Raw genomic sequence first — 23,869 nt, 5'->3', positions numbered from 1 at the left:
CCCTGCATTTATGCAGGCTGCCCTGGGGAGAACCCCAGTCAGCGGCGACAATACCCGGTTGCCCACGCCCGAGCCGCCGCCGTGTCCATCGCACCTCCGCCCACCCGTCCACTGTCCGATCTGAAGAAGACCGGCCAGAAGGCGCTGACCTCGTACCGCCCGTTCTGGGCGAAACGGTTCGGCCCCGCCCCCTTCCTGCCGATGTCGCGGGAGGAGATGACGCAACTGGGCTGGGACAGCTGCGACATCATCATCGTCAGCGGCGACGCCTACGTGGACCACCCGAGCTTCGGCATGGCGGTCATCGGACGGACGCTGGAGGCGCAGGGCTTCCGCGTCGGGATCATCGCGCAGCCGGACTGGCACTCGCCGGACGCGTTCCGGGCCCTGGGCAAGCCCAACCTGTTCTTCGGCGTGGCGGCCGGGAACATGGATTCGATGATCAACCATTACACGGCGGACCGGAAGATCCGCTCGGACGACGTCTACACGCCGGGCGGCGGCGCCGGCAAGCGGCCCGACCGCGCGACGCTGGTCTACACGCAGCGCTGCAAGGAGGCGTTCAAGGACGTCCCCGTGATCATCGGCGGCATCGAGGCCTCGCTGCGCCGCATCGCGCATTACGACTACTGGCAGGACAAGGTCCGGCGCTCGATCCTGGTGGACTCGAAGGCCGACCTGCTGGTCTACGGCAACGCCGAGCGCGCGATCATCGAGATCGCGCACCGCCTGTCGCAGAAGAAGCCGATCGAGTCGATCACCGACGTGCGCGGCACCGCGTTCATGCGCAAGCCGGACGAGGTCTCGCTGGACGGCTGGTTCGAGATCGATTCGACCGACGTCGACGCCCCCGGCAAGATCGACGCGCTGCTGAGTCCCTACATGACGACCGAGGAAGCGGCCGCCGATCAAGGCACCGATTGCTCGAAGCAGCAGGAACAGGCCCAGGCCGCCGGCGCTCCCGGCGCCCCGGCGACGGGTGCTGCGCCTCAGCCGGGCATGCCCGAGATCAAGCCGATCAAGATCATCCGCCAGACGCTGTCGAAGACCGACGGCCGCGCGCTGGTCACGCCGCGCGACCGCACCGTGATCCGGCTGCCGGCCTACGAGCAGGTCAAGAGCGATCCGGTCCTCTACGCCCACGCCAACCGCGTGCTGCACCTGGAGACCAATCCCGGCAACGCGCGCGCGCTGGTGCAGCGGCATTCGTCGGGCGGCGTCGACCGCGACGTCTGGCTGAATCCGCCGCCGATCCCGCTGACGACGGTCGAGATGGACCACGTCTTCGACCTGCCCTACGCCCGCAGCCCGCATCCGGTCTACGCCGACGAGAACGGCAGCCACGACCACGCCACCAAGATCCCGGCGTGGGAAATGATCCGTTTCTCGGTGAACATCATGCGCGGCTGCTTCGGCGGCTGCACCTTCTGCTCGATCACCGAGCACGAGGGCCGCGTGATCCAGAGCCGCAGCGAGGACTCGGTGATCCGCGAGATCGAGGACATCCGCGACAAGGTCAAGGGCTTCACCGGGATCATCTCGGACCTCGGCGGCCCGACCGCCAACATGTGGCACATCGGCTGCAAGAGCCCCGAGATCGAGGCCGCCTGCCGCAAGCCCAGCTGCGTCTATCCAGGCATCTGCCCGAACCTGCACACCGACCACGGTCCGCTGATCAAGCTGTACCGGCGCGCCCGCGCGCTGCGCGGCGTGAAGAAGATCCTGATCGGCTCGGGCCTGCGCTACGACCTGGCCATCGAGTCGCCGGAGTACATCCAGGAACTGGTGACCCACCACGTCGGCGGCTACCTGAAGATCGCGCCGGAGCACACCGAGGGCGGTCCGCTCTCGAAGATGATGAAGCCAGGCATCGGCACCTACGACCGCTTCAAGCAGCTGTTCGAGCAGGCCAGTGCGGCGGCGGGCAAGAAGCAGTTCCTCATCCCCTACTTCATCGCGGCCCACCCGGGCACGGCCGACGAGGACATGATGAACCTGGCCCTCTGGCTCAAGCGCAACGGCTTCCGCGCGGACCAGGTGCAGACCTTCTATCCGAGCCCGATGGCCACGGCCACGGCGATGTACCACTCGGGCAAGAACCCGCTGAAGAAGGTGACGCGCGACAGCGAGCCGGTCGACATCGTCAAGGGCGAGCGCCGTCGGCGCCTGCACAAGGCCTTCCTGCGTTACCACGACCCCAACAACTGGCCGCTGCTGCGCGAGACACTCAAGGACATGGGCCGCGCCGACCTGATCGGCAACGGCAAGCACCACCTGATCCCGACCTTCCAGCCGGCGACCGACGGCGGCTACGAATCGGCACGGCGCAAGAACTCGACGCAGGCCGGCCAGAAGGTCGCGCCCAACAAGCCGGCGCTCGGGCCAGATCCTGACCCAGCACACCGGCTTGCCGCCGCGCGAGACTGGCGCGGCGCGGACCCCGCAGCGTTCGCCGGCCACGCCCTTCGTCAAGACGCACGGCGGCACGGCGCCGAAGGCGGGCGCGAAGGCCGGCGCAAAAGCCAGCGCAAACGCCAGCGCAAAAGCGGGCACAAAAGCAGCGGGCGCCAAGCGCGGCCCGCGCTGAGGCAGCGGATCAGCAGTCGTCGGCGTCCGGCGACGTCGACGAGGTCGACGGCCCGGCCGGCGGCGCCGGCTTCACCCACTGCCACACCTTCCATCCCAGGCTGATCCACGCCCAGAGCCGGGCGATCCGTCCCGGCGGGCTGTCAGCCGCCTCCGGATCGTGCCGCCGGAACGTGCGCATCAGGCCCGCCAGGCCACCCGCCGCGGCGAGCGCCGCCACGGTCCGCCACAGTCGCGGCAGACTGCCGGCCAACCGATAGAGGGCATGGCCGCGGTTGGCCCATCGCATCGGACCTTCCAGCCCCTGCACCTCGTGCCGCAAGCCGAGCCGCAACTCGGCGCTGCGCAGTTGCAGTTCGAGCTGCCGCAGCTGGAGCCGCTGACGTGCGTCGCCCCACATCACGGCCGCACTCCGCCGCCTGCCGGCCCGTCCTCAGGCTCGAGCGCCCGCCGGTCTCGTGCCAGTTCGGCGACGCTCGCCGCGAACGGCTTGCCCGCCGCGAGTTGCCGCTTCGCCCAGAACCAGCACCCCGCGGCGCCGATCAGGAATGCCGCGCCCAGCCCCGCCCCCACCGGCGCCCGCCACACGTCAGGCACCCACAGGAGTGCGGCGAACACCAGCATCAGCAAGGCGGCCACGCCAAGCAGCAAGGCCAGCAACAGCGCGGTCAGCGCGCCGAACAGACGCAGCAGCTCCGCCTGCAGTTCCACGCCCAGCAGTTCCAGCCGCACGCGGGCCAGTTCGAGCGCCCGATCGGCCACTCGCCGCAGCCGCTCGGTCAGCCCCGGATCGCGTGATTCCATCGATTGTTTCTCCTCTGTGTCCGTCCTCTCGGTGTGCCAAAGCTATCACTGAATCGGGGGAAACGAGGGCGTTCTTTGTCCGATCCGCCCGCAGGGCTTGGGCTACAGTGCGGTAACGCCTGGTTGCGCGGACCCCGCGCCGCCTGCCTGACAAGGTCCATTCAATGCCTGATCGCCAGCACACGCCGCACTCCGCCGTCGTCGAAGACGATGACCTGCTGCAGTTCCTGGATGACCACGAGCACGCGGCCGACGAGCCCGATGAGGCGCGCAAGCCCTGGCGGGTGCTGATCGTCGACGACGACACCGACGTCCACAAGGCCACCGAGCTCGCCATGCAGGGACTGCAGGTCGAGGGCCAGCCGTTGGCCTTCCTTCACGCCAAGTCCGCGGCCGAGGCCCGCTCGCTGCTGGGGCACGAACCCGACATCGCCGTCGTGCTGCTGGACGTCGTCATGGAGTCCGACGACGCCGGCCTGCAACTGGTGCGCCACATCCGCGAGGAGCTGCGCCAGCGCGCCGTGCGCATCGTGCTGCGCACCGGCCAGCCGGGCTACGCGCCCGAGATCGAGACGGTCCAGGCCTACGACATCAACGACTACAAGACCAAGTCGGAGCTGACCCGCACCCGGCTCTACACGGTGCTGACCGCCGCGATCCGGTCGTACCGGCAGATCCGCGCGCTGGAGGCGAACCGGCAGGGCCTGGAGATGATCGTCGAGGCCAGCACCGAGCTCGGCCGCCAGCACGGCCTGCACCGCTTCGCCGAGGGCGTGGTCACGCAGCTGTGCGCGCTGCTGGGCACGCTGCCCGAGGGCCTGGTCTGCGTGCAGGCCCCCAAGCACCACAGCGGCGAGGTCAGCGAAGAAGCCCGCGTGATCGCGGCCGCCGGCCAGTACAGCTCGCTGATCAACCGCCCGCTGCATGCGGTGCCGGCCGGCAAGATCCGCGAACTGCTCTCGCGCTGCCTGTCGGTGGGCCACAACCTGTACGAGGACGGCTGCACCGTCCTGTTCTTCGGCCTGCCCAGCGGGCGTGCGATGGCGGCGCTGGTCGAGGTCCAGCGCGAACTCGACGAGCTCGACCGCCAGCTGCTGCGCGCGTTCTGCTCCAACATCGCCGTCGGTTTCGAGAACGTCATGCTCTACACACAGCTGACGGACCAGGCGTACAACGACCCGCTGCTGCAGCTGCCGAACCGCACCCGCTTCATCGAGCTGCTGGAGCACAACCTCAAGTCGCCCGAAGGCATCACGCTGGCGCTGATCGACCTGGACGACTTCGCCGATGTGAACGATGCCTTCGGTCACCGCTTCGGCGACCAGGTGCTGCAAGCCGTGTCGCAGCGGCTGGCGCAGCGGCTCGGGTTCAACACCGCGATGGCGCGCATCTCGTCGAACGCCTTCGGCCTGCTGGGGCCGGACGACATGGTCAACGGCCAGCGCATCGGCAGCGTCTTCGACGATCCCTTCACCGTCTCCGGCGAGCGGCTGCAGCTGTCGGCGACGACCGGCCTGGTGCGCCTGGCCCAGTCGCGCGCCCTGGGGTCCGAACTGCTGCTGGACGCGCAGATCGCGCTCAAGCGCGCCAAGGCGGGCAACCGCGGCGCGTCGCAGTACTTCTCTCCGGAAATGGGCATCGATGCGCGCGAGCGCTTCAAGCTGCTCAAGGGGCTGCGCGCCAGCTTCGAGGAGCGGCGGCTGTTCGTCGTCTACCAGCCGCAGGTCGAGCTGGCCACGCACCGCGTGATCGGCGCCGAGGCGCTGCTGCGCTGGCGCACCGACGAAGGCCGGTTCGTGCCGCCCGACCAGTTCATCCCGTTGGCCGAACAGTCGGGACTGATCGTCCCGATCGGCGAATTCGTGCTGAGGACCGCCTGCCGTCAGGTGCGCCAGTTGCGCGACGCCGGCTATTCGGAATTCCGCATCGCGGTGAATATCTCGCTGGCGCAGTTCCGCCATCCCGCCTTCATCGACACGGTCCGCCGCGCGCTGGCCGACGCTGACGTGCCCGGCGCCGCGCTGGAGCTGGAGATCACCGAATCGATGGCAATGGAAGAAGTCTCGGCCGTGCTGCGCGTGCTCGCGGAGATCCGCGGGACGGGCGCCTCGGTCGCGATCGACGACTTCGGGACCGGGTTCTCGTCGCTGAGCCAGTTGCGCCGGTTGGACGTCGAACGGCTCAAGATCGACCGCGCCTTCGTCCGCGAGGCGCAAAGCTCCGCCGCGGGCGCGACGATCGCGCAGATGGTGGTGAACCTGGGATGCAGCCTCGGCATGCGCGTCGTTGCCGAAGGCATCGAGACCGAGGAACAACGCCAGCATCTGCTGGCGCTGGGCTGCCATGAGGGTCAGGGCTGGCTGTTCGCCAAGCCCATGCCGGCGGACGAACTGGATCGCTGGCTGGCCGCGCCCAAGTCCTGGGAAACGGATCCGCCCGCGACGACCGCGGTGACGGTATTGGCGGCGCCTTGCGCGGCGCCAGCCAGCAGCGGCCGCTGAACGGCCACCCTGGACCCGGCGGTCGTTGGACCGCGACGACTGACGGCGGTCGCCGATCGACGGCGGCGCGAGCGCCGTCGTCGATCGCCTTGCGGCTTACTTGCGGCTGAGCAGCAGCCCGATCAGCAGGCCGACACCGGCCGCCACGCCGATCGATTGCCACGGGTTGTCATGCACGTAGTCGTCGGTCGCCTTGCTGGCGGCCCTCGCGCGTTCGACCGCCACGGACTGGAACTCGCCCAGGCTGGACTTGGCGCGGTCCAGCGTCGACTGGACGCGGGCACGCAGCTCGGAGGCGCCGGCGCTCGTCTGGTCGGCCGTGGCGCGCAGCAGCGATTCGGCGTCGGTCACCACCTGGTGCAGGTCGGTCAGCAGGCGGTCGGAGGGAGAGGTCTTGGCCATGAGCGTTACTCCTTTTGGTCGGTTTGTGGGATCAGAAAGCGCATCGGCGCGGGACGGAGTCCGGTTGTACGTCTGTCGAGCAGTCCCCGGCAAGTCGCCCCGACGGGTGTCCGACCGCGGCGCGCGGTTTTGCCAATGCGCGGGCCATGCGCCCGCTTCCGGCAGATTTCGCTCCCGGTAGCCGCGCGAGAGAGAGGAAATCACCCCGGCGACCCGCCATCCTCGGCGCAAACGGTGTAGTGGCGCACCAGGAAATAACGCGCGCGGCGTTCGCCTTCGACGATCAAGACCTGACCCTCCAGCGCCTCCAGCTCCGGATCGCGGAAGGGATTGGCGCCGGCGCGGCGCAACGCGACGCGTTCGCCGTCGGCCACTGCGAGCAGCAAGGCCTGGCGCTCGCTCTTGCTGCCTGCGTCGACGCGCTCGCGGCACAGGCGGCCGCGCAGTTGCTCCGTGGGGGCGGGGGGCGGTCGATTCGTCGAGGTCAGCGGGCATGCATGCGTCTCACGTGCAGGAGGCGGCCGTCCTGTTCGGTCGCGATCAGCGCCAGCAGCCGGCGATCGACCCAGCCCTTGTAGACGTGGATCGTGCGATGGCCCGGCGCGCCGGCGATGCGGTAGCTGATGGGGACGCAGTGGTCGGCGTCGATGCCGGACTCCTTGAGCATCGGCCGCACGGCGTCGGCGACGGCCTTGGCGGGCGCGGCGTCGGTGGACTGAAGACGGGGCAACGAACGCGCCAGGTTGCGCCCCTCGCGCTCGAGCCGCTCGCGCCGCAGGCCACGCACGCCGCGATCCTCGACCGAGGCGAAGGCCTTGCGGAACGCCTTCGTCCGCGACAGCGCATGCCCCGTCCCTGACACCGGCTGCAGCGACGGGTCGCCCAGCAGGTAGAACTGTCCGAGCGTCTTGAGGTCCATCGGATCGAGGTGGGTGCGCTCGCCGGCGAATTTCTGGCGAGCCTCCAGCAGGGCCCGCCCCAGCGAGGCGCCGGCCAGGACCCGTTGCAGGAAATACTGGCAGATCAGGTCGGCCGAGCCGTTGCCGTCGCTGGGGCCGTAGGCCACCGTCGTGCTGCCGAGGAAGCCGCAGGCGCCGTCGGCCAGATAGCGCAGCGCCATCGGCCAGTCGCCGTCGGCCTGCGCCGGATCGAAGAGCTGCGCGCCGTAGCAGCACTCGGCCGCGACCACGGTGCCGGCGGTGACGCGGTCACGCAGCAGCGCCGATCGCATCGAGACCGGGAAGTCTTCGTCGCGCTGGCCGTAGTACTCGGGCATGTCCTCGGCGCCGTGGCAGTTGATGAAGTGCATCCGCGGCGCCAGGTCCGCCTTGGTCCACTTCGGGCCGCCGGGCGGCGACAGGTGCAGTCGGTCGGCATTGCCGAAGGTGTTGGTCAGGCTCAGCCGCGTCGAGCCCTGCCACACCTCGGCCGACAGGCCGAAGCTGTCGGCGAAGGCGTCGCGCGGCAGGCCCTTGTGGCGGGCGGCGGCGCGGATCAACTGGAGCAGCAGGTCGGGCTTCGTCGCGCCGGGCAGGTCGGGCAGGCGGCCCACGACGCGCGTCGGCCCGAGGAAGCGGTTCGGATCGGTCGAGTAGGCGGCCTCGCAGGCATAGGGCAGGTCGCTGGGGACCAGCTTGTCCGAGTCCCCGAGCTCGCCGCCATGGGCCGGGTTCTTCAGCGGGACCATCGGCAGCACGTCGGGCCCGCCCAGCAGCACGAAGTAATGCGGCAGACGCGCATGGGCCAGCGCGTCGATGACGCCCTTGAGCGACTTGGCGTCGGGTCGCGCCGGCACGGGCGCGACGCTGTAGGGTTTCATCACCGACGCCAGGTCCACGGCCACGATCAGCGTGTCGACGCCGCGCCGCTTGTCCGCGGCGGCCAGCGCCTTCAACGCCGCGTCGATCTTCATGAGCGCGGTCGCGCCGTACTTGGCGCGCAGCGCGCCGCGATGAACGATCACCAGCTTGTCCATGGAGGTCTCCTTGGTCCGGCCCGCCGCCCGGAAGACATGGATCCTAGTTCAGGTCTGCCCTGCCCTCCGCGGCCGCCGAGGCGCCGATTTGGGATGCACCGCTAGGCGCGAACCGGAGCCATAGCAGCGCTATGGCGAGGATTCGCAACGACGCGGGGCGCCCAAATCGGCGCCGCGGCGGCCGCGGAGGTGGAGGCGGGAGGCCTATGGGGGGTGTCATCAAGCGTGCACGCGGGCTCCGCAAGATCCGCCCGCCATGCAAGCATCCGTAACACCTCCCCGCAAGACTGAGCTGGCGCGCGAGATGCTCGCGCCGGGGGCAACGCCGGCTGCCGCCCGCGCTGCGCGCGCTGCTCATCACCGTCGACGGCAAGCGCAACGCCGAAGAACTGCGCCAGCTCGGCCGCGGCCTGGGCCTGGGCGACGACGGCCTGACGCGCCTGGTCGACCAGGGGCTGGTCGAAGTACCGGCCATCGTCATGCGGCCGACGGTGGCCGCGACGCCTCCGATCGTCACCGGCCTCGACGTCATCCACGAGGCCGAAGTACTCGAAGCCGCCGCGCTGGCGCGCGCCGCACAGGAGCGGGCGCGCCGGCTCGTGTCCGCGAAGTTCTTCGGTCTCGACCTCGTCACCCGGATGCTGGCCGGCCGCGAAGGCGAACTGCGAGACCTGGCACGGCAGGCCGACACCGAAAGCCGCTTCCTGGAATGGATCGACCTCTGCTGCGAGCGCATCGAGACCGAATCCGACGCCGAGCGCGCGGCGAAGTTCCGCGACAGCGTCGCGCGAACGCTCACCGCCGGCTGATCATCGACACCCGCTCCCTTCATGTCCAGGTCACCGCCGCGACGTACAGGTGGTTGACCTTGCGGTACTTGCGCAGCATCAGGCTGGCCGCCTCCATCGTGGCGCCGCTGTCGACCACGTCGTCGATCAGCAGGGCGTTCCACAGCCCCTGGTTGCGGACCTCGTCGTGCAGAGAGAACGCCTGGGCGAGGGCCAGCAGTCTTTCCTCGCGCGTGGGGAAGTCCTTCAGCGGTCGTGACAGCGGCGTCTTCAGCAGCAGCCGCTCGAACACGGGCACGCGCAGCTGCAGCGCCAGCTCGCGCGCGATCAGCGACATCGGGTCCCACGGGCGCACGCGCGACGGCGGCATCGGCACGATGAAACCGACCGGTCCGAGACGAGGCAGGATGAAGTTGCGCAATGCGCGGGCGAGCGGCTCCGCCTGCGACTTGTCGCCGCGGTACTTCAGCTGGAACAAGGCCTCGCCGGCGTCGGTGCGTGTGTGCTCGAACTGCGGACGACCTTCGCGGTCGTCGCCGACGTAGACGCTGCTCAGCATCTGCTTGTCGAGCACGAAACCAGCGGTCCACGGACCCTCGATCTGTCGCAGGGAGACTTTCATCGAAACGCCTTTCGAACATGGAAAGGCGTCTTGGTTGGCGGGTCCAACAGTTGGTTCGAGATGGGCTCGTCGCGCGTCGGACGTCCGATCGCCTATGCTGACGCCTGGCTTCGTCCCGGAGCCGACCCGCAGGAGTTGCGATGAAACCCACGCCCGCCGGCTGGCCGCGTCTGTCCAGCGCCGTGTTCTACGACAGCGCCGCCGAGGCGATCCCGTGGTTGTGCAAGGCCTTCGGGTTCGAAGTGCAGTTGCGGGTCGATGGCGACGACGGTTCGGTCGTCCACAGCCAGCTGATCTACGGGGACGCGCTGATCATGGTCAGCGAGGGCGGCGAAGGGGAGCGCTCGCAGCGCTTCGGCATCCCGCTGCGCAGTCCCAAGGGCGTGGGCGGGGCCAACACGCAGAGCCTGATGGTCTACGTCGACGACGCCGCCGCGCACTGCGAGCGCGCCCGCGCGGCGGGCGCCACGATCGTCTACGAGCCCAAGATCGAGGACTACGGCCCCGAGTACTGGGCCGACAAGAGCTACGGCGTGCTCGACCTCGGCGGCCACCTGTGGTGGTTCGTGGAGCGGGTCAGGGGTTGAGACACCCGGCGGCCCCGGACGCGGCCGCACGCGTCGCGCGGCGTCAGCCCTTGCGCTTCGCCAGGATCGCCTTCCCCACGCGCGAGACGGGCGGCCGGCCCAGCACGCCCGAAATGAACGCCCCCGCATCGACCAGCTTGTCGATGTCGATCCCGGTCTCGATGCCCAGGCCGTTCAGCAGGAACACCACGTCCTCGGTCGCCACATTGCCGGTCGCGCCCTTCGCGTACGGGCAGCCGCCGAGGCCGGCGACGCTCGCGTCGAAGGTGTGGATGCCCATCTCCAGGCAGGCGTAGATGTTGGTCAGCGCCTGGCCGTAGGTGTCGTGGAAATGTCCGCTGACTTCGACCAGCGGGTAGTGCTTGAGCGCACGTTCCATCGCGGCCTGCACCTTGCGCGGCGTGCCGACGCCGATCGTATCGGCCACGCCGAGGTGGTCCACGCCGATGGCCTTCATCAGCTGCACGACGCGCTCGACCTCGTCCGCCGACACGTCGCCCTCGTACGGGCAGCCGACGGAACACGACAGCGCGCCGCGCACCTTGATGCCCGCCTCGTGCGCCGCGGCCACGACCGGCGCGAAGCGCTCGATGCTCTCCGCGATCGAGCAGTTGATGTTCTTCTGCGAGAAGGCCTCCGACGCGGCCGCGAAGACGACGATCTCGTCCGGCTTCGTCGGCAGCGCGGCCTCCAGGCCCTTCATGTTGGGCACCAGCACGCTGTGCCGCACGCCGGGCCGGCGCTCGATCGCCGCCATCACCGCCGTGTTGTCCGCCATCTGCGGCACCCACTTCGGCGAGACGAAGCTGGTGACCTCGATCTCCTTCAGGCCGGCGTCCTGCAGCAGCGAGACCAGCCTGGCCTTGTCGGCCGTGCCGACGTTTTCCTTTTCGTTCTGCAGGCCGTCGCGCGGGCCGACGTCGACGAGCGTAACGCGGGTGGGCAATGTCGTCATGGCTTGATCCTCTGGCTGGGTGTCTGGCTTACTCCCTCTCCCGCTTGCGGGAGAGGGCGGGGGTGAGGGCCAGCGGCCTCACGCCTGCAGCCGAAGCAGCTCGGCACCGTCGCCGACCTGGTCGCCGATCGCGAACAGCAGCTCCGCCACCACGCCGTCGCGCGGCGCGGTGATGGTGTGTTCCATCTTCATCGCCTCCATCACCGCCAGCGGCTGGCCCTTGGTAATCGCATCGCCCGGCTGGGCCAGGAAAGCCACCAGCTTGCCGGGCATCGGCGCGGTCAGTCGCCCCGCTTCCGATTGACCCTGCCCGGCGTGGGCGATGATGTCGACCTCAGTCACCAGCGCCGAGCCGTCCGCGCCGAACACCGCCACCTGCTCGCCGACCTTGTAGGTCGAGACGGTGATGCGACGCTCGCCCAGGTAGAGCTCATGGCGCTCCGGCCCCGACGAACGCACCGCCAGCGCGATCGACTCGCCGCCGACCGACAGCGACAGGCTGCCGTGATGGTGGCGCGCGAGCAGCACCTGGTGATGCTCGCCGTCGACGTCCAGTTCGAAGCGCCGCTGCGCCGCGCCGAACATCCGCCAGCCATCGCGGCGGCTCCACGGATCGACGGATTCGGTGAGCGCTTCTTCCGCCAGAGTGTGTGCCACGACGGCCGCCGCGGCATCTGCGAGCGGCAGGCCCGGCTGACCGAACAGCACCGCCTTCTCGCGCTCGATCAGCGCGGTATCCAGATCGGCATCCGTGAACGACGCCGTCGCCGCGCAGCGGCGCAGGAACGCGACGTTGGTATGCAGCCCCACGATGTGCGTGTCGCGCAGCGACGCGTCCAGCAGCGCCAGCGCCTGCTCGCGCGTCTCGCCCCAGACGATCAGCTTGGCGATCATCGAGTCGTAGAACGGGCTGATCGCATCGCCCTCGCCCACGCCTGAATCGATGCGCACGTCGGCGCGGTGGAACGCCTCGTGCGCGGGCCAGCGCGCCACCGACAGCGTGCCGGTCGCGGGCAGGAAACCGCCCTCGGGGTTCTCGGCGCAGATGCGGGCCTCGATCGCGTGGCCGTGCATGCGCAGCTGGTCCTGCTTCAGCGGCAGCGGTTCGCCGGCGGCGACGCGCAGCTGCCACTCGACCAGGTCCTGGCCGGTGATCGCCTCCGTCACCGGATGCTCGACCTGCAGCCGCGTGTTCATCTCCATGAAGTAGAAGCGGCCGTCCTGCTCAGCGATGAACTCGACGGTGCCCGCGCCCTGGTAACCGACCGCCTTCGCGGCCGAGACCGCGGCCGCGCCCATCTCGGCGCGGCGCTCGGCCGTCATGCCGGGGGCCGGCGCTTCCTCGAGGACCTTCTGATGCCGGCGCTGCACCGAGCAGTCGCGCTCGAACAGATAGACGCAATCGCCGTGGCTGTCGCCGAAGACCTGGATCTCGATGTGCCGCGGGCGCTGCACGTAGCGCTCGATCAGCACCGCGTCGTCGCCGAAGCTGTTGATCGCCTCGCGCTTGCAGGAGGCGAGCGCGGCGTCGAATTCCTCGTCCGCGTGGACCGCGCGCATGCCCTTGCCGCCACCGCCCGCGCTGGCCTTGATCAGCACCGGGAAACCGATGCGATTGGCCTCGCGACGCAGCAGCGCCGGATCCTGATCGGCGCCGTGATAACCGGGCACCAGCGGCACGCCGGCCTGCTCCATCAGCCGTTTGGACTCGGCCTTCAGGCCCATCGCCTGGATCGCCGACGGCGGCGGGCCGATGAACACAAGGCCCGCGTCGGCGCAGGCCTGCGCGAACTCCTCGTTCTCGCTCAGGAAGCCGTAGCCGGGATGGACGGCCTGCGCGCCCGTGGCCTTCGCGGCCTCGAGGATGCGCTGCCACTGCAGGTAGCTGTCGCGCGGCGCGGGACCGCCGATGCGCACGGCCTCGTCGCAGGCCTGGACGTGGCGCGCGTTCGCGTCCGCATCGGAATAGACGGCAACCGTCTTCACACCGAGACGGCGCGCCGTGGCGGCGACGCGGCAGGCGATTTCGCCGCGGTTGGCGATCAGGATCTTCTTGAACACGGGTGTCTCCTCATGTTTCGGGTCCTCGGCGCGTCGCGGCTTATGGCCGCTTCGCGCCGGGTGCGCCCGGGCGACCGCATGTCGCGATCGTCCGGGGCCGCGTGCCGGCAGGGGCCGTCACGCGTTGTCGGGTCGGTTCAGGTCAGGTCGGTTCAGCTCAATGGCGATGGCCGCAGGAGGCCGCGGCGTCCTCGCCCACCGGCGCGCAGCCGGGCACGGTGTCGGCGCTCAGCTCGGCCTCCGTCGCGCAGTGCATGCCCAGGCGATCGATCAGCTGGCGGTCCTTCTCGGCCTGCGGATTGCTGGTGGTCAGCAGCTTGTCGCCGTAGAACATGCTGTTCGCGCCGGCCAGGAAGCACAGCGACTGCATCGTCTCGGGCATCTCCTCGCGGCCGGCGGACAGGCGCACCATCGCGCGCGGCATCGTGATGCGGGCGACCGCGATCGTGCGGATGAATTCGAACGGATCCAGCGCCTCGGTGCCTGCCAGCGGCGTGCCCTCGACCTGCACCAGGTTGTTGATGGGCACCGACTCCGGATACGGATCCAGGTTGGCCAGCTGAGCGATCAGGCCGGCGCGCTGGCGGCGGGTCTCGCCCATGCCGACGATGCCGCCCGAGCACACCTTCAGGCCGACACCGCGCACGCGCTCCAGCGTGTCCAGGCGGTCCTGGTAGGTGCGCGTGGTGATGATCTGGCCGTAGAACTCCGGCGAGGTGTCGAGGTTGTGGTTGTAGTAGTCCAGCCCCGCCTCGCGCAGCTGCTCGGCCTGGCCGTCGCCCAGCATGCCGGCGGTCAGGCAGGTCTCCAGACCCATGGCCTTGACCTCGGCGATCATCTCGCCGATGGCCTCAAGATGGCGCTCCTTCGGCGAACGCCAGGCGGCGCCCATACAGAAGCGGGTCGCGCCGTTGGCCTTGGCGGCGCGGGCGGCTTCCATCACCTCCTGCAGCGGGATCAGCTTCTCGGCCTTCAGGCCGGTGTCGAAGTGCGCCGACTGCGGGCAGTACTTGCAGTCCTCCTCGCAGCCGCCGGTCTTGATCGACAGCAGCGTGGACAGCTGCACCGCGTTCGGATCGAAGTGCTCGCGATGCACCTGCTGCGCGCGGAACAGCAGGTCGTTGAACGGCAGCTCGAACAGCGCGGCGATCTCGTTGACGGTCCAGGGCTTGGCGTTGCGACGTTGCTCGTCGGTGGTGGGCGTCAGCGTCTGGATCTGGTTGACGGTCTGCTTCATCGTCATGCTTTCAATGCGTTCAACAGCAGCGGCTGCTGCAGGTGCGCGGCCACGGCCGCGGGAGAGGGATCTTGGAGTCGGGGCACATGGCCCCAGCACGGCACGCCGAGCGCCTCGTCGAGGCGCGCGCGCAAGGCGGCCAGATTGTCCGCCACATGCGGCTGATGGGGGTCGGCGGTGTTCGCGACCCAGCCCGCCAGCCGCAGGCCACGCGCGAGGATGGCCTCGGCCGTCAGCAGCGCGTGGTTGATGCAGCCCAGTCGCAGCCCGACCACGAGCACCACCGGCATCGCCAGGTCGACGGCCAGGTCGGCGGTGTCCCAGTCGTCGGTGAGCGGCACGCGGAAGCCGCCGACGCCTTCGATCAGCGCGAAGTCGCCCTTGGACGCCGAACGCCGGATCGCGGCCAGCAACGCGGCGCGATCGATCTCGCGGCCTTCGAGCTTCGCGGCGATGTGCGGGGCGCACGGCTCGCGGAACTGCAGCGGGCCGACCTCGTCCATCGTCATGCCCTGCTGCTGCGCGGCATGCAGCTGGGCGACGTCGTCGTTGACCCAGACGCCGTCGGCGTTCTGCGTCTGACCGGCGGCCAGCGACTTGATCGGCGTCACGTAGCGGCCCAGGCCGTCGAACGCGCGCGTCAGACCGGCGGTGATGCAGGTCTTGCCGATCTCGGTGTCGGTGCCGGTGATGAAGAAGCCGTGGAGCGGATGCATCGTGCTCATGCGCAGGCCTCCAGCGCGGCGACGAGGCGATCGACATCCGCCTCGGTGTGCGTCGCGCACAGCGTGATGCGCAGACGCGCCTCGCCCTTGGGCACCGTCGGCGGGCGGATGCCGGGCACGCGCAGGCCTTCGCGCTCGAGCGCGGCGGCGAGCGCCATCACCTCGGCGTTGCCGCCGACGATCAGCGGCTGGATCGGTGTCTGCGAATCGGCGAGCTTCCAGGTGAGCGTCGGATGCCGATCGAGCAGCGCCCCGATGCCATCGCGCAAGCGCGCCTGCAATGCGCGCAAGGACGCGCGACGCTCGCGCCCGACATCGCCCCGGATCAGGTCCAGGCTGGTCAGCAGCGCGTGCTCCACCGCGGGCGGCGAGGCCGTGGAGAAGATGTAGTTGCGCGCCGCCTGCAGCAGGTAGTCGGTGATCGTCGAATGCGCGACGACGAAGGCGCCAGCCAGCCCCGCCGCCTTGCCCAGCGTGCCGACGAGGATCAGCCGCTCGCTGCGCAACTGGAAGTGCTCCAGCGAGCCGACGCCGTTCTCGCCGAGCACGCCCAGACCGTGCGCGTCGTCGATGATCAGCCAGGCGTCGAATTCCTCGGCCGCGGCCAGCAGCGCCGGCAGCGGCGCGATGTCGCCGTCCATGCTGAAGACCGCATCGGTGACGATCAGCTTCACACGCGCGGCGCTGGCCGCGAGCTGCGCGCGCAGGTCCTCGACGTCGCAATGCCCGTAGCGCGAGACCTTGGCCTTCGCCAGCCGCGTGCCGTCGATCAGCGAGGCGTGGTTCAGCGTCTCGCTGAAGATCTCCGCGTCGGCGTCGCCGAGCGCGGTCACCACCGCCAGGTTGGCCATGTAGCCGGTGCAGAAGCCGATGGCCTTGGCGCTCGGGATATGAGGCTCGAACCAGCGGCCCAGCAGCGCTTCCACGTCATGGTGCGCACGCGAATGGCCGCTCACCAATGGCGATGCGCCCGAGCCGCCGCCGTAGACGTGCGCCCCCTCGATCAGCGCTTCTGCCACCGCCGGATGCGCGGCGAGACCGAGGTAGTCATTGCTGCAGAACATCGTCAGCTCACGCGCGACGCCGTCGGCGCCACGCACCGTCTGGCGCGCCGCGGTGCCGGTCTCGGCGATGCGGGTGAAGCGTGTCAGGTCCTGGGCGCGGATCGCGTCCAGCTTCGACTTCAGGTGATCAAGCAGCATGGAGCACCTCCTCCAGCGTCGCGGTCACGGCGTTCGCCAGGAACTTCGCCGCCGCCTCGTCGATCAGGTACGGCGGCATCAGGTACACGGTCTGGCCGATCGGGCGGATCAGCAGTTCGTGCTTGCGGGCCGCGAGGTGGAACTTCTCGGAGAAGCGCTCGACCGGCACCGTCGTCTTCGGATGGATGTCGAAGGCCAGGATCATGCCGCGCTGGCGCAGATGGGTGACGCGCGGATCGGCGGCCAGCGGCGCGAACGCTTCGGTGAGCCACGCGGCCTGCTGCTGGTTGCGTTCGAGCTGGCCCGCGTCGAAGCGATCCAGCACCGCGTTCGCGGCGGCGCATGCCAGCGGATTGCCGGTGTAGCTGTGCGAGTGCAGGAACCCCCGCGTCACGTCCTGCGACCAGAACGCTTCATAGACGTCGTCGGTCGTCAGCACCAGCGACAGCGGCATCGTGCCGCCGGTGATGCCCTTGGACAGCAGGAGGAAATCGGGCCAGTCCGCCTTCGCGGCGGGAGCCGTCTGCTCCCACGCGAAGAAGGTGCCGGTGCGGCCGCAACCGACCGCGATCTCGTCGGCGATCAGGTGCACCTTGAATTCGGTGCACAGCGCGCGCAGCGCCTTCAGGTAGCTGGGCGCGTACATCGACATGCCGGCGGCGCCCTGCACCAGCGGCTCGACAATGACGGCGGCGATGTGATCGTGTCGATCGGCCAGCAGCGCGCGCATCTCATCGATCGCCTGCGCCTCGTTGCCCAGACGCTGATCCGGCGAAGTCACGATGTGGCTGCGCATCAGCAGCGGGTCGTAGGCGTCGCGGAAGATCGCGACGTCGGTGACGGCCAGCGCGCCGATGGTCTCGCCGTGATAGCCGTTCTTCAAGCAGACGAACTCGCGCTTGTCCGTGAGACCGCGATTGCGCCAGGAATGGAAGCTCTGCTTCAACGCGATCTCGACCGCGGAGGCGCCGTCGCTGCCGAAGAACAGATGTCCCAGCGCGCCGCCGGTGCGCGCGGACAGGCGCTCGGCCAGCCGAACCGCCGGCTCGTGCGTGCAGCCGGCCAGCATCACGTGCGGCAGCGTGTCGAGCTGCCGCTTGATCGCGTCGTTCAGGCCCTGGTCGGCATGGCCGAACAGGTTCACCCACCAGGAGCTGTTGGCGTCGAAATAGCGCCGGCCCTCGTGGTCGAACAACCAGGGGCCCTCGCCGCGGGCGATGGGCAGCGGCGGCACGTCCTGCGCGCGCGCCATCTGCGTGCACGGGTGCCAGACCGCCGCGAGGCTGCGGCGCTGCCAATCTTGTCGTACTGCTTCAGACATTCAAAAGACCTGCTCTCGGAAAACAAGGACGCGGTGCTCGAGCGGGCACCCGCGTCGGATCGGCGGGATCGATCAGGCGAGCCACGAGGGCTTGCCCTTCGACAGGAAACTCTGCACGCCCTCGCGACCCTCGTCGCTGGCGCGGATGTCGGCGATGCGTCGTGCGGTGTCGTCGCGCAGCGTCGCGCTGATCGGGGCATGCGCGACGTCCTGGACGAGGCGCTTGCACGCCCGCACGGCGGCCGGCCCATTGGCCAGCAGCGACGCGACGAGCGCCTCGACCTTCGCGTCCAGCGCTTCGGCATCGGTCGCCAGTTCGTGGACGAGACCCAGGCGATGCGCGTCGGCCGCGGAGAAACGTTCGGCCGTGACGAAGTATCGGCGCGACGCCTGCTCGCCGAGCGCCCGAACGACATAGGGACCGATCGTCGCCGGCAGCAGACCGAGCTTGGCCTCGGACAGGCAGAAGCCGGCGGACTCGGCGGCCACGACGATGTCGCACACCGACACCAGGCCGACACCGCCGGCGTAGACGTCGCCCTGCACGCGCGCGATCACCGGCACCGGGCAGCTGTAGAGCGTCCACAGCATGTGGGCGAGGCGGCCGGCGTCGGCGTGGTTCTCGTCCCAGCTGTAGCCAGCCATCGCCTTCATCCAGTTCAGGTCGGCGCCGGCGCAGAAGGCCTTGCCTTCGGCTGCCAGCACGATCGCGCGCAGCGACGGGTCGCGGCCGAGCGCCTCGAACACCGCGGTCAGCTCGCCGATGACGGTGTCGTTGAAGGCGTTGCGGACGTCGGGCCGGTTCAGCGTGACGCGGGCGACGGCATCGGACGGACCGGAGCGTTCGACGCGCAGCGTGGTCGGAGACAGGGCATCGGTCGAGCGGGTCGAGATCATGGGTGGCTCCAGACGACGGTCCGGTTGATGGCGTAGAGACGGCAGCGTTCCTCGCCGTCGGTGTGCTGGTCGCAGAACGCGAGCGCGCGCGACGGCGCGTCGTCGCCGGTCGCGAGGCCCCAATGGTTGCCGTTGGTCGCGAAGGCGCGCGGCTCCTTGGCCGCGAGGAACTTGCGGTAGCCGTTGACGACGCGCCCGTCCGAGGGCAGCGCCGACGTGTCCTCGACAGCGACCGTGCCACCGGGCGGCACCGCCAGCGCGCCGGGAATCGGAAAGCCCAGCGGCTTCAGGAAGTCGTCGACGATCGGCTGCCAGAGGTCGTTGCCCTTGACGAAGAGCGAATGGCCGTCCTCGCCGAAGGCCGGCATCAGCCGCGTCTGCGCCAGCCCGCCGGCTTCGCGGTAGGCCGCGGACCAGCGTTCCTGGAAACGCGGCGCGATGAAGCGGTCGTTCTCGGTGAACACCCACAGCGTGGGCACCGGATGACCGCCTTCGGCGGCACGGCGGCCGAAGTCGGCGAAGCGGCGCGTGAGTTCGTCGGGGCGGCACGGCTCGCCGCTGTGCAGATCCGGGCTGCCGCCGTGGCCGCCGGCGAAATCGATGGCGGCCACGACGCCGGGCAGTCGCTCGCCGGTCGCGGCCATCGTCGCGAAGCCGCCCAGGGACTGGCCGGCCAGCACCACGCGTCGCGCATCGATGTCGGCCGCGGACTGCATGAAACGCACGACGGCGGCCACCTGCGCGGCCGCTCGCGGCCGCGGCGGTCTCGTAGCGCGGTGTGTCGCACCTGATGCTGGATTCCGGATCGCCGACAGAGGCCAACTCGCCGTAACCGATGCGTGTCGGGACGGCGACGGCGAAGCCCTTGCGGACGAAGAAGCGCGCCGCGCTTTCCAGCCGCTGACGCTTCATCGCGGCGCGTTCCTGCTCGTAGACCGGGCGCCCGTGGTTGAGCACCACCAGTGGGAACGGCCCCTGTCCCCGCCGGCCGGAAGGTCGTCACGATCAGGTCCGCCTGGACGGTGCGGCCGATGTGGTTCTCGACCGACACCGGCACACGGACGACGGCCTCGCGGATGTCGGTGGCCAGTCGCGCCGGCGCGGCCTGCGGCGCCTCGCCGACGGTCGCGTCCTGCGCGTGCGCGCCGGCGGCGATGAGGCCCAGCGCGATCACGAGGCCGAGAACCACCCTGTGTGCGGCGCGTGGGCGTGAGCGCGGAACGACGTTTATGCGGTCCTCGTCCTTCATGCGGTTTCTGCGCGTCCTGCCGGGCGCACCAGCACCTTGCGCATCAGCACGCTGGGATAGGTCTTGCCGGCCCACTGCACGTCGCCCACGTAGGCGTAGCCGCGGCGCTCGTAGCGCCGGCGCAGCGCCTCGGCGGGCACGGCGGTGTCGAGCGCCACGTGCGCATATCCCTGGGCCAGCGCCCAGGCTTCGGCGATGTCCATCAGCCGTTCGGCGACGCCCTGCCCGCGGCACGACGGATGCACGGCCAGTTGGGCCAGGATGGCGGTGTCGCTCTGCGTGTAGCACTCGGGCACCGGGTCGCCGAGATAGCGGCCATCGGGTCGCTTCGGCGGCGCGATGGTGATGGTGCCCACCAGTTCGCCGGTCGCGGTCAGCGCGACGAAGGCCTGCCCGGCGGCCACGCGCTCGCGCGTCGTCTGCACGCTCTGGTCGACGGCCGTGAAGTTCCAGCCCTGCGCCGCGAGCGACGCGTAGGACGCGTGCAGCAGCGCGGTCAGGGCCTCGATGGAATCGTCAGGCGCGAGCGGGCGCAGGGTGAGGTCGGTCATCGTCGGAACGGGCATGGGCACGGTCGAAAACTCGGCACCTTACATCCGGAACACGCCGAACTTCGTCTCGGGAATTTCCGCGTTCAGCGCGGCCGACAGGCCCAGCGCCAGCACGCGGCGCGTGTCGGCCGGATCGATGACGCCGTCGTCCCAGAGCCGGGCGCTGGCGTAGTACGGATGGCCCTGGTCTTCGTACTGCTGGCGGATCGGCGCCTTGAAGGCCTCTTCCTCGTCCGCGGACCACTGGCCGCCCTTGCCCTCGATGCCGTCGCGCTTGACCGTCGCCAGCACCGACGCGGCCTGCTCGCCGCCCATGACCGAGATGCGGGCGTTCGGCCACATCCACAGGAAGCGCGGCGAGTAGGCGCGGCCGCACATGCCGTAGTTCCCAGCGCCGAAGCTGCCGCCGATGATCACGGTGAACTTGGGCACCTGCGCGCACGCCACCGCCGTCACCATCTTGGCGCCGGCGCGGGCGATGCCTTCGTTCTCGTACTTGCGGCCGACCATGAAGCCGGTGATGTTCTGCAGGAACACCAACGGGATCTTGCGCTGGCAGCACAGCTCGATGAAGTGCGCGCCCTTGTTGGCGCTCTCCGCGAACAGGATGCCGTTGTTGGCGACGATGCCGACGGGCATGCCCTCGATGTGCGCGAAGCCGCAGACCAGCGTGTTGCCATAGCGGGCCTTGAATTCATCGAACGCGCTGCCGTCGACGATGCGGGCGATGACCTCGCGCACGTCGAAGGGCTTGCGCGTGTCGGTGGGGATCACGCCGTGCAGCTCAGCGGGATCGTAGGCCGGCGCCTGGGGCGACTGCGTCAGCAGTTCGCCCTGCTTGCGCCAGTTCAACCGCGCGACCGACTGGCGCGCGATCGCCAGCGCGTGCGTGTCGTTCTCGGCCAGATGATCCGCCACGCCGGACAGGCGCGTGTGCACGTCGCCGCCGCCCAGGTCCTCGGCGCTGACGACCTCGCCGGTCGCGGCCTTCACCAGCGGCGGGCCGCCCAGGAAGATCGTGCCCTGGTTCTTGACGATGACGGTCTCGTCGCTCATCGCCGGCACGTAGGCGCCGCCCGCCGTGCAGGAGCCCATCACCACGGCGATCTGCGGGATGCCCTTGGCGGAGAGGTTCGCCTGGTTGAAGAAGATGCGTCCGAAGTGGTCGCGGTCCGGGAAGACCTCGTCCTGGTTGGGCAGGTTGGCGCCGCCGCTGTCCACCAGGTAGATGCAGGGCAGGCGGTTCTGGTCGGCGATCTCCTGCGCGCGCAGGTGCTTCTTGACGGTGATCGGGTAGTAGGTGCCGCCCTTGACGGTCGCGTCGTTGCAGACGATCACGCATTCGACGCCGGACACCCGGCCGATGCCCGCGATCACGCCGCCGCCCGGGGCGGCGTTGTCATACATGTCCAGGCCCGCCAGCGGCGCCAGTTCCAGGAAGGGCGTGCCCGGGTCGAGCAGCATCTCCACGCGGTCCCGCGGCAGCAGCTTGCCGCGCCCGACATGCTTGGCGCGCGCGGCTTCGCCGCCGCCCTCGGCGATCTTCGCCAGTCGGGCGTTGAGGTCGTCGATCAGGCCGCGCATCGCGTCCGCGTTGGCCTTGAAGTCGGCCGAACGGGCGTTGAGCTTGGTGGGCAGCAAGGGCATGGTTCTGGGTCTCCGGTCTTGTGACCGTCGGGGACGGTCTTATGAGCCGCGCTCAATTCGGTGCGGGGGCGCTGGCTGACGGCGCCGTTCCGGGATCGCCGGAGCGACGCAAGGCGCGAAGCATAAGCGAGATGGCGGGGGTTTCCAAGCCTGCGGAGAAACGACTTGAGCCCGGCTCAACAAACCCGGAGAATGCGCTCCACATGAGCCCCGCACCGATGTCCCGAGAGGACACCCGCCTTGACGCCCGCCTCGATCCGCCCTCCGCGGCCGCCCTGCCCGCGCAGCGCCGTTCGCCGGTGGGCGCGAAGGCCGAGCAGCGGGTGAAGGACATCCTGCGCGCGAGCCGCGCGGTGTTCGCCGAGCGCGGCTATGAGCGCGCCACGACGACCGAGATCGCACAGCGGCTGGGAATCTCCGAGGCGACGGTCTTCACCTACTTCCGCGGCAAGCGCGAGCTCTGCATGCGGGTGATCGGCGACTGGTACGACGAGATCATCGAGGCCATCGAATCGGGCCTGCCGCGCGAGCGGCCGATCCGGGACCAGCTGGAGTTCGTGGTCCACACCCACCTGCGGCTGTTCCTGATCCAGGGCACGGGGCTGTGCGAGCTGGTGCTGTCGGAAGGCCGCAAGCGCGAGGCGCCGGTGGCGCGCGGCGAGGGCCAGGACTTCGGCGCAGCCTTCGTCGACCTGCAGCGGCGCTACACGGCGCCGCTGATGGACCTGCTGGCGCGCGGCCAGACGCAGGGCGAGGTGCGGCAGGACATTCCGCTGCGGCTGCTGCGCTCGCTGGTGTTCGGGCCGATGGAACACATGCTGTGGGAGGTGATCATCGCCGGCCGGCAGATCCAGGTGGACGCGGCGGCGCGCGATCTGGTCGCGCTGCTGTGGCCGGCGCTGCAGGCGCCGGACCAGGAGCTCAAGGCCCTGCGTCGACTGAAGGCCCGCGTGGCCGAGGCGCTGGACGGCGGCGGCATGGACGCCGTCGACGGCAAGGCCTGACCCTCAGCGCAACGCGTCGAAGCGCGCAAGACCTGGGAAGGTCAAAAGATCAGCAGTTGAGGTCATAGTTCGACGGCCCCTGTTCGGGAACGATGACGGCTCCGACTTTCGAGTCATTCCATGGAGACCGACAACGTGAACCACGACATCGATCCGCAGCTCAAGAGCTGCTGGGCGCTGGCATTGCGCCGATACAGATCCCTCCACCCACTGCCCCCGGCGCGTACGCGCCTCGCATCAGCGAGGACAACTTTGATCAGGAAGCCTGGGACTGTTGGTATCGGGAGCAGATCCGCCTGTCGATCGAAGACCCGCGACCGAGCATTCCTTTCGATGACTTCGTCGACTGGATGGAGCGCAAGCTTCAGGACATGAGGAGCCGCCATGCTCAATCCCAAAACGATTGAATGTCGCGCCCGCGCGCTGCTCCGCATCGATCTGATCCTCGAGGAAATGGCCCGACACAATCAACTGGCTGCAGAAGAGTTCGGTCGGCAGATGGTCAAGAAGCTGCGATTGGCCCTGTCGTTCCCGATGCTTTATCGCGCCTCGTCGCGCGTGGCCGGGATCCGCGAGATCGTCCTCACCCCCAACTACTTCGTACCGTATCGCGTCACGCCCGAGGCCATCGAAGTACTGGACCTCGTTCACACGCGACAGAACTGGCCGGACCCCTCAGCCTCTGCACTGGCAAGCTGATTCCCGGCGAAAGGGCGACCGCATGCGGTCGCCCTTCCTCATTGCGGCCATCGCTG

At 69.6% G+C, this 23,869-nt stretch carries 23 protein-coding genes; 7 read left to right on the top strand and 16 right to left on the bottom strand.

The features are described from left to right. Positions 1 to 81: 81 nt before the first annotated feature. A complete protein-coding gene (locus ACFJIX_RS11175; protein ID WP_377159989.1) occupies positions 82 to 2,691 on the top strand; it encodes a YgiQ family radical SAM protein in 2,610 nt (869 codons plus the stop codon). On the opposite strand, the gene ACFJIX_RS11170 is transcribed toward ACFJIX_RS11175, so the two are convergent. Next, entirely contained in the window at positions 2,597 to 2,989 is a 393-nt protein-coding gene (locus ACFJIX_RS11170; RefSeq protein WP_377159987.1) for a hypothetical protein, read from the bottom strand. The genes ACFJIX_RS11175 and ACFJIX_RS11170 overlap by 95 nt on opposite strands. Next, entirely contained in the window at positions 2,986 to 3,390 is a 405-nt protein-coding gene (locus tag ACFJIX_RS11165; RefSeq protein ID WP_377159985.1) for a phage holin family protein, read from the bottom strand. The genes ACFJIX_RS11170 and ACFJIX_RS11165 overlap by 4 nt, the downstream gene beginning before the upstream one ends. Positions 3,391 to 3,554: 164 nt before the next feature. Here ACFJIX_RS11165 and ACFJIX_RS11160 point away from each other — a divergent pair, with 164 nt between their 5' ends. Then, entirely contained in the window at positions 3,555 to 5,891 is a 2,337-nt protein-coding gene (locus ACFJIX_RS11160) for an EAL domain-containing protein (RefSeq protein ID WP_377159983.1), read from the top strand. Between the two features lie 96 nt (positions 5,892 to 5,987). Here the strand turns inward: ACFJIX_RS11160 and ACFJIX_RS11155 are convergent, their stop codons facing one another. The 3 genes from ACFJIX_RS11155 to ACFJIX_RS11145 form a co-directional block, all read right to left on the bottom strand. Then, entirely contained in the window at positions 5,988 to 6,293 is a 306-nt protein-coding gene (locus ACFJIX_RS11155; RefSeq protein ID WP_377159981.1) for a YqjD family protein, read from the bottom strand. A 200-nt stretch (positions 6,294 to 6,493) separates the two neighbouring features. Next, positions 6,494 to 6,679, bottom strand: a complete 186-nt coding sequence (locus tag ACFJIX_RS11150) for a hypothetical protein (protein WP_377159979.1) — start codon at positions 6,677 to 6,679, stop codon at positions 6,494 to 6,496. A gap of 98 nt (positions 6,680 to 6,777) precedes the next feature. After that, positions 6,778 to 8,268 (bottom strand): hypothetical protein, encoded by a 1,491-nt coding sequence (locus tag ACFJIX_RS11145; RefSeq protein WP_377159977.1) that lies wholly within the window; start codon positions 8,266 to 8,268, stop codon positions 6,778 to 6,780. A 479-nt stretch (positions 8,269 to 8,747) separates the two neighbouring features. On the opposite strand from ACFJIX_RS11145, the gene ACFJIX_RS11140 reads away from it, so the two are divergent. Then, positions 8,748 to 9,077 carry a hypothetical protein gene (locus ACFJIX_RS11140; RefSeq protein ID WP_377159975.1) on the top strand — a complete coding sequence of 110 codons (330 nt, stop codon included), beginning with the start codon at positions 8,748 to 8,750 and terminating at the stop codon, positions 9,075 to 9,077. 19 nt (positions 9,078 to 9,096) lie between these two features. Here the strand turns inward: ACFJIX_RS11140 and ACFJIX_RS11135 are convergent, their stop codons facing one another. Then, positions 9,097 to 9,678 (bottom strand): ComF family protein, encoded by a 582-nt coding sequence (locus tag ACFJIX_RS11135; protein ID WP_377159973.1) that lies wholly within the window; start codon positions 9,676 to 9,678, stop codon positions 9,097 to 9,099. 140 nt (positions 9,679 to 9,818) lie between these two features. On the opposite strand from ACFJIX_RS11135, the gene ACFJIX_RS11130 reads away from it, so the two are divergent. Further along, positions 9,819 to 10,265 (top strand): VOC family protein, encoded by a 447-nt coding sequence (locus ACFJIX_RS11130; RefSeq protein ID WP_377159971.1) that lies wholly within the window; start codon positions 9,819 to 9,821, stop codon positions 10,263 to 10,265. A 43-nt stretch (positions 10,266 to 10,308) separates the two neighbouring features. Here the strand turns inward: ACFJIX_RS11130 and ACFJIX_RS11125 are convergent, their stop codons facing one another. From ACFJIX_RS11125 to ACFJIX_RS11090, 8 genes are all read right to left on the bottom strand, one after another. Then, positions 10,309 to 11,220: a hydroxymethylglutaryl-CoA lyase gene (locus tag ACFJIX_RS11125; protein WP_377159969.1), complete on the bottom strand. Its 912-nt coding sequence runs from the start codon at positions 11,218 to 11,220 to the stop codon at positions 10,309 to 10,311. Positions 11,221 to 11,298: 78 nt separating this feature from the next. Next, positions 11,299 to 13,281: an acetyl/propionyl/methylcrotonyl-CoA carboxylase subunit alpha gene (locus ACFJIX_RS11120; protein ID WP_377159967.1), complete on the bottom strand. Its 1,983-nt coding sequence runs from the start codon at positions 13,279 to 13,281 to the stop codon at positions 11,299 to 11,301. Between the two features lie 157 nt (positions 13,282 to 13,438). Beyond that, positions 13,439 to 14,524 carry a biotin synthase BioB gene (bioB, locus tag ACFJIX_RS11115; RefSeq protein WP_377159965.1) on the bottom strand — a complete coding sequence of 362 codons (1,086 nt, stop codon included), beginning with the start codon at positions 14,522 to 14,524 and terminating at the stop codon, positions 13,439 to 13,441. Further along, a complete protein-coding gene (gene bioD, locus ACFJIX_RS11110; protein ID WP_377159963.1) occupies positions 14,521 to 15,243 on the bottom strand; it encodes a dethiobiotin synthase in 723 nt (240 codons plus the stop codon). Before bioD ends, bioB begins: the two co-directional genes overlap by 4 nt. Continuing rightward, positions 15,240 to 16,445 carry an 8-amino-7-oxononanoate synthase gene (gene bioF, locus ACFJIX_RS11105; RefSeq protein WP_377159961.1) on the bottom strand — a complete coding sequence of 402 codons (1,206 nt, stop codon included), beginning with the start codon at positions 16,443 to 16,445 and terminating at the stop codon, positions 15,240 to 15,242. The genes bioD and bioF overlap by 4 nt, the downstream gene beginning before the upstream one ends. Then, positions 16,435 to 17,766 carry an adenosylmethionine--8-amino-7-oxononanoate transaminase gene (gene bioA, locus ACFJIX_RS11100; RefSeq protein WP_377159959.1) on the bottom strand — a complete coding sequence of 444 codons (1,332 nt, stop codon included), beginning with the start codon at positions 17,764 to 17,766 and terminating at the stop codon, positions 16,435 to 16,437. The genes bioF and bioA overlap by 11 nt, the downstream gene beginning before the upstream one ends. A gap of 72 nt (positions 17,767 to 17,838) precedes the next feature. After that, the gene (locus ACFJIX_RS11095; RefSeq protein WP_377159956.1) at positions 17,839 to 18,663 is read right to left on the bottom strand and encodes an enoyl-CoA hydratase/isomerase family protein; all 825 of its coding nucleotides are present in this window, start codon (positions 18,661 to 18,663) and stop codon (positions 17,839 to 17,841) included. Then, positions 18,660 to 19,388 (bottom strand): alpha/beta hydrolase family protein, encoded by a 729-nt coding sequence (locus ACFJIX_RS11090; RefSeq protein WP_377159953.1) that lies wholly within the window; start codon positions 19,386 to 19,388, stop codon positions 18,660 to 18,662. Before ACFJIX_RS11090 ends, ACFJIX_RS11095 begins: the two co-directional genes overlap by 4 nt. Before the next feature lie 224 nt (positions 19,389 to 19,612). Here ACFJIX_RS11090 and ACFJIX_RS11085 point away from each other — a divergent pair, with 224 nt between their 5' ends. After that, on the top strand, positions 19,613 to 19,876 hold the full coding sequence (locus tag ACFJIX_RS11085) for a hypothetical protein (RefSeq protein ID WP_377159950.1): 264 nt from the start codon (positions 19,613 to 19,615) through the stop codon (positions 19,874 to 19,876). Between the two features lie 32 nt (positions 19,877 to 19,908). Here ACFJIX_RS11085 and ACFJIX_RS11080 read toward each other — a convergent pair whose 3' ends face one another. Continuing rightward, positions 19,909 to 20,463: a GNAT family N-acetyltransferase gene (locus tag ACFJIX_RS11080; protein ID WP_377159947.1), complete on the bottom strand. Its 555-nt coding sequence runs from the start codon at positions 20,461 to 20,463 to the stop codon at positions 19,909 to 19,911. A gap of 39 nt (positions 20,464 to 20,502) precedes the next feature. Then, entirely contained in the window at positions 20,503 to 22,110 is a 1,608-nt protein-coding gene (locus ACFJIX_RS11075) for a carboxyl transferase domain-containing protein (protein ID WP_377159944.1), read from the bottom strand. 218 nt (positions 22,111 to 22,328) lie between these two features. Here ACFJIX_RS11075 and ACFJIX_RS11070 point away from each other — a divergent pair, with 218 nt between their 5' ends. Both ACFJIX_RS11070 and ACFJIX_RS11065 read left to right on the top strand, forming a co-directional pair. Next, positions 22,329 to 23,114, top strand: coding sequence for a TetR/AcrR family transcriptional regulator (locus tag ACFJIX_RS11070; RefSeq protein ID WP_377161716.1), 786 nt, complete (start codon positions 22,329 to 22,331; stop codon positions 23,112 to 23,114). A gap of 384 nt (positions 23,115 to 23,498) precedes the next feature. After that, entirely contained in the window at positions 23,499 to 23,813 is a 315-nt protein-coding gene (locus ACFJIX_RS11065; protein ID WP_377159940.1) for a type II toxin-antitoxin system RelE/ParE family toxin, read from the top strand. The last annotated feature ends 56 nt before the right edge of the window (positions 23,814 to 23,869 follow it).

This window comes from Roseateles sp. UC29_93, assembly GCF_042695725.1.
In the GTDB taxonomy this organism is placed as follows: Bacteria; Pseudomonadota; Gammaproteobacteria; order Burkholderiales; family Burkholderiaceae_C; genus Roseateles; species Roseateles noduli_A.
This window is presented reverse-complemented; position numbering and strand designations above follow the sequence as displayed.

What these genes read in the sequence shown, in the direction of transcription:
- ACFJIX_RS11165 (WP_377159985.1), bottom strand. Translation starts at nt 3,390, where the DNA reads ATGGAATCACGCGATCCGGGGCTGACCGAGCGGCTGCGGCGAGTGGCC.
- ACFJIX_RS11160 (WP_377159983.1), top strand. Translation starts at nt 3,555, where the DNA reads ATGCCTGATCGCCAGCACACGCCGCACTCCGCCGTCGTCGAAGACGAT.
- ACFJIX_RS11155 (WP_377159981.1), bottom strand. Translation starts at nt 6,293, where the DNA reads ATGGCCAAGACCTCTCCCTCCGACCGCCTGCTGACCGACCTGCACCAG.
- ACFJIX_RS11145 (WP_377159977.1), bottom strand. Translation starts at nt 8,268, where the DNA reads ATGGACAAGCTGGTGATCGTTCATCGCGGCGCGCTGCGCGCCAAGTAC.
- ACFJIX_RS11140 (WP_377159975.1), top strand. Translation starts at nt 8,748, where the DNA reads ATGCGGCCGACGGTGGCCGCGACGCCTCCGATCGTCACCGGCCTCGAC.
- ACFJIX_RS11135 (WP_377159973.1), bottom strand. Translation starts at nt 9,678, where the DNA reads ATGAAAGTCTCCCTGCGACAGATCGAGGGTCCGTGGACCGCTGGTTTC.
- ACFJIX_RS11130 (WP_377159971.1), top strand. Translation starts at nt 9,819, where the DNA reads ATGAAACCCACGCCCGCCGGCTGGCCGCGTCTGTCCAGCGCCGTGTTC.
- ACFJIX_RS11125 (WP_377159969.1), bottom strand. Translation starts at nt 11,220, where the DNA reads ATGACGACATTGCCCACCCGCGTTACGCTCGTCGACGTCGGCCCGCGC.
- bioB (WP_377159965.1), bottom strand. Translation starts at nt 14,524, where the DNA reads ATGACGATGAAGCAGACCGTCAACCAGATCCAGACGCTGACGCCCACC.
- bioD (WP_377159963.1), bottom strand. Translation starts at nt 15,243, where the DNA reads ATGAGCACGATGCATCCGCTCCACGGCTTCTTCATCACCGGCACCGAC.
- bioF (WP_377159961.1), bottom strand. Translation starts at nt 16,445, where the DNA reads ATGCTGCTTGATCACCTGAAGTCGAAGCTGGACGCGATCCGCGCCCAG.
- bioA (WP_377159959.1), bottom strand. Translation starts at nt 17,766, where the DNA reads ATGTCTGAAGCAGTACGACAAGATTGGCAGCGCCGCAGCCTCGCGGCG.
- ACFJIX_RS11095 (WP_377159956.1), bottom strand. Translation starts at nt 18,663, where the DNA reads ATGATCTCGACCCGCTCGACCGATGCCCTGTCTCCGACCACGCTGCGC.
- ACFJIX_RS11080 (WP_377159947.1), bottom strand. Translation starts at nt 20,463, where the DNA reads ATGACCGACCTCACCCTGCGCCCGCTCGCGCCTGACGATTCCATCGAG.
- ACFJIX_RS11075 (WP_377159944.1), bottom strand. Translation starts at nt 22,110, where the DNA reads ATGCCCTTGCTGCCCACCAAGCTCAACGCCCGTTCGGCCGACTTCAAG.
- ACFJIX_RS11070 (WP_377161716.1), top strand. Translation starts at nt 22,329, where the DNA reads ATGTCCCGAGAGGACACCCGCCTTGACGCCCGCCTCGATCCGCCCTCC.
- ACFJIX_RS11065 (WP_377159940.1), top strand. Translation starts at nt 23,499, where the DNA reads ATGCTCAATCCCAAAACGATTGAATGTCGCGCCCGCGCGCTGCTCCGC.